The 10,395-nt window shown below is 39.2% G+C and carries 7 protein-coding genes and 1 tRNA gene; 3 read left to right on the plus strand and 5 right to left on the minus strand.

Annotation, left to right across the window (positions count from 1 at the left end; genetic code table 11):
* Positions 1 to 180 precede the first annotated feature (180 nt).
* Positions 181 to 2,961 carry a YfhO family protein gene (locus AAAY30_RS10495; RefSeq protein ID WP_484330314.1) on the minus strand — a complete coding sequence of 927 codons (2,781 nt, stop codon included), beginning with the start codon at positions 2,959 to 2,961 and terminating at the stop codon, positions 181 to 183.
* A gap of 293 nt (positions 2,962 to 3,254) precedes the next feature.
* On the opposite strand from AAAY30_RS10495, the gene AAAY30_RS10500 reads away from it, so the two are divergent.
* Positions 3,255 to 4,019, plus strand: a complete 765-nt coding sequence (locus AAAY30_RS10500; RefSeq protein WP_370740703.1) for a dockerin type I repeat-containing protein — start codon at positions 3,255 to 3,257, stop codon at positions 4,017 to 4,019.
* Between the two features lie 205 nt (positions 4,020 to 4,224).
* Complete coding sequence (locus AAAY30_RS10505) at positions 4,225 to 4,986, plus strand: dockerin type I repeat-containing protein (RefSeq protein WP_301965413.1); 762 nt, start codon at positions 4,225 to 4,227, stop codon at positions 4,984 to 4,986.
* Between the two features lie 299 nt (positions 4,987 to 5,285).
* Here the strand turns inward: AAAY30_RS10505 and AAAY30_RS10510 are convergent, their stop codons facing one another.
* The 4 genes from AAAY30_RS10510 to AAAY30_RS10525 all read right to left on the minus strand — a co-directional run bounded on the left by AAAY30_RS10510 (position 5,286) and on the right by AAAY30_RS10525 (position 8,079).
* Positions 5,286 to 6,194, minus strand: coding sequence for a glycosyltransferase (locus AAAY30_RS10510; RefSeq protein ID WP_499215954.1), 909 nt, complete (start codon positions 6,192 to 6,194; stop codon positions 5,286 to 5,288).
* Positions 6,195 to 6,381: 187 nt separating this feature from the next.
* Positions 6,382 to 6,840: a GtrA family protein gene (locus AAAY30_RS10515; protein ID WP_022234671.1), complete on the minus strand. Its 459-nt coding sequence runs from the start codon at positions 6,838 to 6,840 to the stop codon at positions 6,382 to 6,384.
* Between the two features lie 2 nt (positions 6,841 to 6,842).
* A complete protein-coding gene (locus tag AAAY30_RS10520; RefSeq protein WP_195410637.1) occupies positions 6,843 to 7,799 on the minus strand; it encodes a glycosyltransferase family 2 protein in 957 nt (318 codons plus the stop codon).
* A gap of 203 nt (positions 7,800 to 8,002) precedes the next feature.
* Positions 8,003 to 8,079 (minus strand) — tRNA-Met (locus tag AAAY30_RS10525).
* Between the two features lie 241 nt (positions 8,080 to 8,320).
* On the opposite strand from AAAY30_RS10525, the gene metG reads away from it, so the two are divergent.
* Positions 8,321 to 10,267, plus strand: coding sequence for a methionine--tRNA ligase (gene metG / locus AAAY30_RS10530; RefSeq protein ID WP_022234669.1), 1,947 nt, complete (start codon positions 8,321 to 8,323; stop codon positions 10,265 to 10,267).
* The last annotated feature ends 128 nt before the right edge of the window (positions 10,268 to 10,395 follow it).

Genomic DNA, 10,395 nt, shown 5'->3' on the forward strand with positions numbered 1-10,395 from the left:
AATTTTTGAAAAAATTGAGTAAACTTTTTTTGTTTTTGGGAGGATAATTTAGCGTTAGCTAAATTTCAATGCCCGACCGACACTCCGCCAAACCACAATTTACCCCAACTTTTGATAGAGAACCGCCAAAATACACGCAAAAAGGCAGTTTCAAATTTACGAAACTGCCTTTTTATCAAATCAAGTATTAATGTTTTGGGTTTTTGCTTTTTTAGTTTTTGCAGGCGGTGGGGTAGGGGTGATTTCTTCCGCTGTGGTTCCGCCCTTTTTCTTTTTAATAATGTAAACATAAACGCAAATTGCCACAAATCCTGCAAGGCATACCGCCGTTGCAACAGCGCCCGGCTTAAATCCCTTTGGATAATACACAAGCTCTATGCTGTGCTCGCCTTTGTTGAGGTTGAATGCTATAAGCGCATTGCCGACAGGTGTAATTTCAGCTTCTCTGCCGTCAACATATGCGGTCCAGCCGCCCTCTTCATAAGGAACAGAGGTGTAGAAAAGTCCGTCCTCGCTTGCGTTTATTGTGCCCTTCATAGATGAGCCTGTAAGCTCGGTTGTTGTCATAACATCTTTGCTTATCTGCGCGTATCCCTGTTCATAAACATTTTGGTCGAGCATATTTACATACACATGCGCACTGCCTGCCTGTCCCTGCGGAAGTTCGGCATAAACAGAGATTTTATCACCCTCGTTTACATATCCGCCGCAAGCAATGTACGGTCTGCCCATTCCGAGAGTTTGCGTATTTGTCGAATCGTCGTTTATCATAAATGAAACATCGTCTTTACCGTCAATGTCGGCATAAACATACACATATCCCGAGTACGGCGCTGTGTAGTTCCACTTAAGGTGCGGTGTTGTGGTTGTATCGGTACAGTTGTAGCTGTAGTTGCCGTAAGAAAGTTTATTTACGGGGAACTGTGAGTAGTCTGTGTGTCCCTGCGAAACAACCTCAAGCTGTGTATATACATTTTCGTTTACGCCTGTTGCAAGTTTAAAGAACTCGTTTTGCTGGTCAAACGGGTTAAACTGGTCCTCGTTTTTGTTTACCTGCCACTTGAGCAAGTCGGAATTAACCATAAAGCCCATAGGAATGTAATGTTCGTTTTTGAGCAAGGTTATGCCGCCCGACTGGTAGGTATTTGTAAGGTCATAACTGTTTTTGTAAGTACCCTCTCTTGAAATCAGATACTTAAGGTTCATAAATGTGTTTGTTACAGGCGAGCTTTCGGCATATGTGTAACGGTTGCCGCTCTGCCAGCCCATCATACCGAAGTTCTCAAAGAATACGGTCATATCTTCGTTAGCCATTGAGTTGAACATTGAAAGTCCGTTATAGCCGTTGAGTGAACCGTCATTGAGGGTTTGTGTGCTTGTCATTTCGGCACGCCACATTTCCTTGGTACCTTTTTCGAGGTTATCCATATATTCAATTACAGAGGCTGTGTTTCCCTCACCTCGAGGGTAATCGAATGTGCCCGTTACGGTTGTGGTTTTAACACCGATATATGCGGTAGTGCCGCTTTCGCCCACGACTATGACCGCAAGTATAATCAAAAGCACCTGCTTTGGAATAATTCTTTTTGTATAGAGGAAAAGCACAATGCATACGAGTGCCGCAATAACGGCTGTACCCACGATAGCGTATGTTTCTTGTGTATCAATGGCAATCAGAATGATAACTGCCGAGAAGAGCGCCGCCAAAATTACATCCCAACAGGTGGTAAAGTCAATCAGCATAAATGCTCTGTAAGCCATAACCACAATTACAAAGCTGATAAGATAGCTGAAACGGTAAGGAATCATATTTGTAAAGTGGAAGCCGTGCCAAATGTAGTCGAGCTGACGGATAACGCAGCTTAACATCATAAAGAGAACAAGACAGCCGTCAACGATTTTTTCCTTAAGTGTGATTTTCTTAGATGTAAGGAATACGATGCCGAGTACCAAAGAAACTGTACCGCAGGCAATGTTAGGCAGGGCGTCAGCCTCTTTTGTTGCCGGAGTTATGAATGTAAGAAGATTTGAGAAAATCTTTTTCATAGCCTCAAGCGTACCCAAAAGGTCGTTTGTAGAGCCTATGTTAATTGCGTATGTAGACGGGAATGTACTCGAGGTTGCGTGGGTGTTTTGCAGGGCAAAGAACGCAGGCAACAGGAAGAATGCCGTCATACCGATTGCAAGTAATGAGAAAAGTGCGGTTTTTGCAAGTTTTGTAAAAAAGCTTTTAAAGCCGTCCCACTTAACAATGCTGTATGCAATGAAAATAAGAAGAACGAAAATACAGGTAAACAAACCTATGTAGTAGTTTGAAAGCAAAGAAACCGCAAGAGTAATTGTAAACAGTCTGAATTTGCCCTCTGTAAGGAGTTTAACAATTCCGAGTGCCACAAGCGGAGTAATGCAGACCGTGTCAAGCCATATTGTGTTCCAATAGTAGCCCATAAAGAATGCGCAGAACGAAAAAGTTGTACCGAACACAACGAGAGAAAAATCGTTCTTTTTGAAAACCGAGCGCAGAAAAATCGCTGTAAAGCAGCCTGCAAAGGCAACCTTTGCACAAACGCTGAACATAAGAAATTCCCTAAGCCACTGTGACGGAATAAATACGCACAAGAAGTTCATAGGGCCTGCAAGGTAGTATGACATAAGCGAAAAGTAATTTACGCCGCCGCCCTGCGTCCAAGACCAGAACAGTGATTCGCCGTGCTTAAGCTTATCCTGAAAATCTACCAAAAACGGATAATACTGGTGCCAAAGGTCAGTAACAAGAATTTGCTTGTCGCCAAACGGAGAAACCTCCATTATCGCAAAGCCTATGGTCATAAGAACAAACGGCAGGAAAAAGGCAATTATAATGTAAATGTTTTTCTTTAAAAATGCCTTAAATCCCTTTTGCTCAACCGCAGGCTTTTCGGGCAGCTTTTTTGCTTTTGTTTGTAAAGCTGTCATAAGCATAAGAATTAAACCTCCATAAAATTGTGTTTGCCCTTTTAAAGACAGGGCATTACCGATTAGTTATGCTTTTGCATATACTATAACTTATATATTGTAACACTTTATTTAGTCAAGGTAAATAATATTTTAAAAAAAGAAAATGAATTTTGAAAAATTGTCAGTAGCACCAATGTACTTGTCAAAAATTTACAAAAACAAGGGATAAAATTTTGTGTTGCTTTTTTTCACTGTTATATACATATTCGTTGTTTTATGGTATGATTTTATTAATTAATGAAAAAGGAGGCAGGACTATGAAAAAAGCTAAAATATTAGTATCAACGGCGCTTGCACTTTGTATGGGAGCAACAGCGGTAATCCCTGCATTTGCGGCGGATAATGAAAGCTTTACTTTTACAAAAATCGGCGATTACAACGCAGACGGTGTAGTAAGTGTATCAGACATTACTGCATTACAGTTACAGCTTTGCGGAAATGGTACAATTTCGGGCACTGCTCTTGAGCATATCGACTTTGACGGTGACGGCGCTTTTAATGTAAATGACATTACAGAATTGCAGAAAATGGTTGCCGGCACGGAATATACTTGCTATCAAAAAACAGACAGTTCATATAAAAACATTCCTATGCGCTATTATGTCTATGACAATAACGGTAACTCTAAAGGCGATATTATTGAATATGAAACAATCTACACACCGGAGAATTACATTATGACTGTTGATGAAATGAGGAGAAATTCAGTTAAAGGAATTTCTCTCATAACATCAAAGGAACAGTTTGTCGATTTGTTTAAAGCGGAGTCGCCGGAATTTGACGACGAGTTTTTCAAGGATAACGCTCTTTTTGTAATGCTCACAGCCAGGGATTGGTATGATTATACAGGAATAAACTCCTTTGCGCTTGACGGAAACAAGCTGATAGTATATGATTATGAGGTCGAAACTTTTATGGAGTATGGCGAAAAGTGTTGTCGCAATAATATTTACAGACTGAATAAGGCTGACATCGAAAATATTACAGAAATTAACTTTTATACACAATATTTAGCACAGTAAATCTAACCCCCTCTCCGAGCGGAGAGGGGGTTTTGCGTTTGATACAATATTGCAGGAGTTAAATTGTCAGTAGTACCAATGTACTTGTCAAAAATCGACAAAAACAGGGGATAAAATTTTATGTTGATTTTTTTTCACTGTTATATACATATTCGTTGTTTTATGGTATAATTTTATTAAATTAATGAAAAAGGGAGGCAGGACTATGAAAAAATCTAAAATATTAGTATCAACGGCACTTGCGCTGTGTATGGGTGCAACAGCGGTAATCCCTGCATTTGCGGCAGAAAATCAAAAGTTTACATATACAAAAATCGGTGACTACAATGCGGACAATGCTGTAGATATATCCGATGTTACGGCTTTGCAGTTACAGCTTGTCGGCAACGAAGTAATCACAGGCGCAATGCTCGAACACCTTGATTTTAACGGTGACGGCGGTTTTAATGTAAACGATGTGTCGGAAATTCAGAAAAAGATAGTCGGTACAGATTATGAGTGTTACAAACCGCTGGGTGATTCGTATAATAATGTTACCGAAGAAACACAATATTACTATTATGATGAAGAAATACCCGGTAAAGGCATACCGTATGAGGTTATATACGATGAACACAACGGTATTGTTACAATGAATGAATTTGATTCAATAAAAAGATGTAATTTTCTTATAACTTCAAAAGAACAGTTTTGCGATTTATTCAAAGCTGAATCATCGGATTTTGACGATGAATTTTTTAAAGAAAATGCCTTATATGCACATATCGGTATTACCGGTTCTAATGATTATTCTTTTATTGAGTCCATTAATGCAGACGGAAATCAGTTGATTGTTTCAAGAATAGATATTTACGCATGGCCTAAGACTGATGACTACGCTTGCTGCAATATGCTTATAAAACTTAAAAAATCCGATGTGGAAAATATTTCTCATATATTAGTAAAGCAAAAATATGGCAGTGAATAATAAAACAACGCAAAATTTCACCCTCTCCAAGCGGAGAGGGTGTTTTGCGTTTGATACAATATTGCAGGAGTTAAATTGTCAGTAGTACCAATGTACTTGTCAAAAATCGACAAAAACAGGGGATAAAATTTTCTGTCATAGCAATCTGTCGGGTGTAAACAGCTTGACTGTTTGCGTGCTAAGACTAAGTTTGACAAAACTTTTTATTATCCGATAGTTATTAATAGACTTTCAGTTTTTTACCTATAAAGCATATCACAGCTTTTGTATGAACAGCAATGTCGATACTTTATTTATTATTAACTTTTATCTTGTCGCAAGGACTTTCTTGTTGCGAGCATTTTGCCTTTTATATAGTAAAAATCATCTCTGAAATCACTGCGGAAACTGTTGTAATAATTGTCAAACGGATTGTGAATGTGAAATACTGCCGTGTTCGGATTCATTACCGACACAATATTTCCCGCCGCACGGAGAAAAAACTCGTGGTGATCTATCATTCTTATGTTATCGTCCCAGCCTATTTCTTTGATTTTCTGCGTTCTCGCAAGAAAAATATTCGGGACTTTTCCATATACAATATGGTTTTCGTCTATCTTTGTCAAATGCGGTATTTTAAGCGGTTTATAGGCATTTTTCATATCAAATTCATTGTAATTTCGGGCGATTTTCTGCACAGGAGTACATTTGCCTGCGGTAAGAGGCACAAATCCGACAAGGTCAATGTCTTTGTGTGATTTAAGAAAACTAAGCTCGTCATAAATATTTGAAAGCGGAGTTAAAAGCTCGTCATCGTCCATACGCATTAAATACTCGGTTTTAACCTCGGCAAGTGCGAGATTAAGTCCCTTGCTGAGTCCGCTGTTGAACGGCATATGAATTACGGTAGGCGGATTGTGTTTTGTTTTTATTTCAAGCGGAACTTTGCTGTCGTCTGCAATCACCACTTTTGCACCGGGGTAGTGTTTTTGAATGTTTTTATACAGCTTTTTTGCCTGCTTTTGCCTTTCAAAGGACTTGAACATAAATGTTACATTTTGTGTAACTTCGTGTGCCTGCTCGGAAGTCGGCATTTTCTTTCCGCTGATTTTCCATTTTAAATTCAAATATCCGAACTGTACCTTTGCAAATATATCAAACGCAACTTTTGCAAGCGGTGCAAGAGGACTTTTTGATATTTTTTTGGCAATGTTCATCGCTTTACTCATAATATCACATCTTTGTTTTAATGATTAGGGTAGTATTTTGCCAAACAATTATAAAAGGTTGACCAAGCTTTTATAATCGGTTAAAAATTCAGGTAATCTCTAATTTCTCTCAATTAAAAAATAACCGTTTAAAAATCACAATACTCCCGATATAACCTATGTTAATGTCGGGAGTATTCTTGTTTTATCATTTCTTTTCTTTAAAGGCGAAGAATCTTTGTCCTATGTAGTTGAACGCTACAAACAGGCAAGAGCCGAGTATCATTGAGGTATAGCCTGCAAACTGTTCAACCGTAAATGAGAACATTGTAAAATTATTCGCCGTACAAATCCATTTGATTAGCGGAATCGCTATGCAATACGATAGTGCGTAGCAAACGGCAATGTTCAGCGCAAAGCGTAAAATCGGTTTCCAACCCTTTTCTGTATTTTTAAATGTAAAGTATTTGTTAAGAAAATAGCTTACAATACTGCCGATTAAGTATCCGAGAGCCGAGGCGAGCCACACACCCCATTCGTATCTGTCCCACGCAAAAAGCGCAAAGAGCACAAACTGCAAGCCGTTGCCAACGAGGGTATTGATTACGCCGACCAGAATAAACTTCCAAAACTTTATATCAAAAAACTTTTTTATAAAATCGCCCATAATCATTCCTTTTCCTCGTTGTCTTCGTCCTCAAAATTAGAGAATTTTGTTATGTAAATCGGTCTGTCCTTGGTTTCCATATAAATTCTGCCTATGTATTCGCCAAGAATACCGATAGACATTTCGGTAATTCCGCCCAAAAACAGAACCGCACACAAGGTAGTTACATAACCCGGTGTGGTAATTCCGAAAAACAACGTCTGAACAAGGGTTATCATTATATAGATAAGCGAAATAACAAAGATTATCGCACCCATTACTGCCGTAAAACGGAGGGGAGCAACCGAAAAACAGGTAATTCCGTCAATCGCATAACGAAAAAGACTTGAGAATTTCCATGTTGTCTGTCCAAGCTGACGGTCAACGGTTTTAAATGAAATCCATTTTGTGTTGAAACCTACCCAAGAGAATATTCCCTTTGAAAATCTCTGAACTTCGGCGAGTTCAAGAATAGAATCGACGACCTGTCTTTTCATCATTCTGAAATCCATAGCGCCGTAAGGCATTTTGGTATCGGTGAGTTTATTTGAAAGAGCAAAGAACATTTTTGAGAAAATTCCTCTGAATTTGCTTTCGCCCTCTCGTTCGTCACGCTTTGTGGCGCAGACATCGTAGCCCTCGTTTTCGAGAGCGTCTGCCATTTGTGGGAAAAGTGTCGGCGGATGCTGCAAATCGGCGTCCATAACCACCACATAATCGGCGGTGGAATGTTGAAGTCCTGCGTACATAGCCGCCTCTTTACCGAAATTCCTTGAAAATGAAATATACTTTACATTGGAAAACTGCTTTGCGAGCTTTTTCATAACAAGGTAAGTTTTATCTTTACTGCCGTCATTGACGAGGATATATCGAAATGAATATTCGGGCATTGAGTCAATAACCTTATTGGTTTCAAGCACAAAATGCTCAAGTCCCTCTTCTTCGTTGTAACACGGTACTATTAAATCTATAGTTTTCATAATAATTCGCCTTTATGTTGTTAAATTTGTATAAGCCTATAATTATTTTTATTATACCAAAAGTACACACAAAAGTCTATATTTTTATAAATTATTTGAGAAGTGACAAAAGGTAAATTTATTTTTGTTAAAGTTGGAATAACAAAAAAATAAAATCACAAAAAGAAAAACGGCAAAACCTTAGCGGTTAAGCCGTTTCTTAGTGGTTGCGGGAGCCGGATTTGAACCGACGACCTTCGGGTTATGAGCCCGACGAGCTACCGAGCTGCTCTATCCCGCGATATTTATTGCCTGTATCTTTACAGCTATATTATAATACACCTTGTTATCAGATTTGTCAAGCCTTTTTATAATATATTTTAAAAAAATCAAAAATATATTTGCAAGCCGTAAATGTTTTGTAATATCGGCAATATTATTCGGGCTTTTTGTTGTTTAGTTTTACTTTGATTATTGCATTTTTTGTATGATATTGGTATAATAAAAATACAGCTCATTTGCTGAAAAGGGAGGAATTTTTTATGTGTCAGAAAAAACCGTATTACATCACGACACCGATTTACTATCCGTCAGGCAATCCGCATATCGGACATTGCTATACAACTGTTGCTTGCGACTCTATCGCTCGTTACAGACGAATGCAGGGCTATGATGTAATGTTTCTTACGGGTACTGACGAGCATGGTCTTAAAATTGAGCAGAAAGCTGCCGAAAAGGGTGTGACTCCCAAGGAATATGTTGACGAAGTAGTTAAAACCTTCAAGAGCCTTTGGAACTTTATGAATGTTGACTATGACAGATATATAAGAACCACCGATGATTACCACATCAAGACTGTTCAGAAGATTTTTAAAGAACTTTACGATAAGGGATACATTTATAAGGGCGAGTATTCGGGTAAATACTGCACACCTTGTGAGAGCTTTTGGACTGAAAGCCAGCTTGTTGACGGCAAATGTCCGGAGTGCGGCAGAGAGGTTACTGAGGCAAAGGAAGAGGCATATTTCTTTAAAATGTCGCCTTTTGCCGACAGAATTGAAAAATTACTTACGGAAACAGACTATTTACAGCCGAAAACCCGTGCGACAGAGCTTGTAAACAACTTTATCAAGCCGGGTCTTGAGGACCTTTGTGTGTCGAGAACTACTTTTAAGTGGGGTATTCCTGTAACTTTTGACGATAAGCATGTTATATATGTGTGGATTGACGCACTTTCAAACTATATTTCTGCGCTTGGCTTTTATAACGACGCTTATAATGATTTTGATAAATTCTGGCCTGCCGATGTGCATATGGTTGCAAAGGATATTATGCGTTTCCACGCTATCATTTGGCCTGCAATGCTTATGGCTCTCGATTTGCCGCTTCCAAAGCACCTTGCGGTTCACGGTTGGATTACTTTTAACGGTCAGAAGATGAGTAAATCACTCGGCAATGTTGTAGACCCGTTTGTACTTGGCAAGAGATACGGCGCAGACGCTATCCGTTATCACATTCTTCGTGAAATGGCACTTGGCGCAGACAGCTCGTTCTCTAACGAAATTATGATAAACCGTATTAACTCCGACCTTGCAAACGGCTTTGGCAACCTTGTGTCAAGAACCGTTGCAATGGTTGAAAAATATTTTGGCGGCACACTTCCTACAGAGCGTGAAGGCGGAGAATTTGACGATGACCTCATCGCAACCGCTACCGCACTTAAGTCGAGCGTTGATGACTTTATTGATAAAACCCAGCTTAACAATGCGCTCGCCGAGATTTTCAAGGTAGTTTCCCGTGCTAACAAGTACATTGACGAAACAGCACCGTGGGTGATTGCAAAGGACGAAACAAAGAAAGCAAGACTTGCAACTGTTCTTTACAATTTGCTTGAAACTATCAGAATCACAGCCACACTTCTCTCTGCATTTATGCCGACTACAATGCCAAAGGCACTTGAGCAGATTGGCGCTTGTGAAAAGTGTGCTACTTATGAAAATGCCGATAAATTCGGTGTTCTTCCGCTTGATGTGACAGTCAAGAAAGGTGAGGCTCTGTTCCCGAGAATTGATGTTGAGAAAGAAATCGAAGAACTCAACGCAATTATCAAGAATAACGAAAAGGTTGACGAAAAGACAGAGAAACTCAAAGAAGAAATTGAGGGCGTTGCTCAAATCGGTATTGACGATTTCTGCAAGGTTGACCTCAGAGTTGCCGAAATTAAGGCTTGCGAGCCGATTAAAAAGGCTAAAAAGCTTTTGAAACTCACAATTTTTGACGGTGTAAAAGAGAGAACCGTTGCTTCGGGTATCGCAAAATTCTATACACCTGACGACCTTATCGGAAGAAAGATTATTCTTGTATCAAACCTCAAGCCTGCAAAGCTCTGCGGTGTTGAAAGCTGCGGAATGATTCTTGCCGCAACTTGCGGAGAAGAAATAAAGGTAATCTTTGTAGACGATATGGAACCCGGCTCAAAAATCAGCTGATTTTATTAGATAAAATATTTGAATTCCCGATTATGGCTTTTACTGTAATCGGGAATTTTTTGGTTAATTAGGTTTAATTGGTTCTTTATCAAAAGTTCGGGTAATATGGTTTAGTGCATTTTTGGTCG

Source organism: Ruminococcoides bili (genome assembly GCF_040093295.1).
Lineage (GTDB): Bacteria > Bacillota > Clostridia > Oscillospirales > Acutalibacteraceae > Ruminococcoides > Ruminococcoides intestinale_A.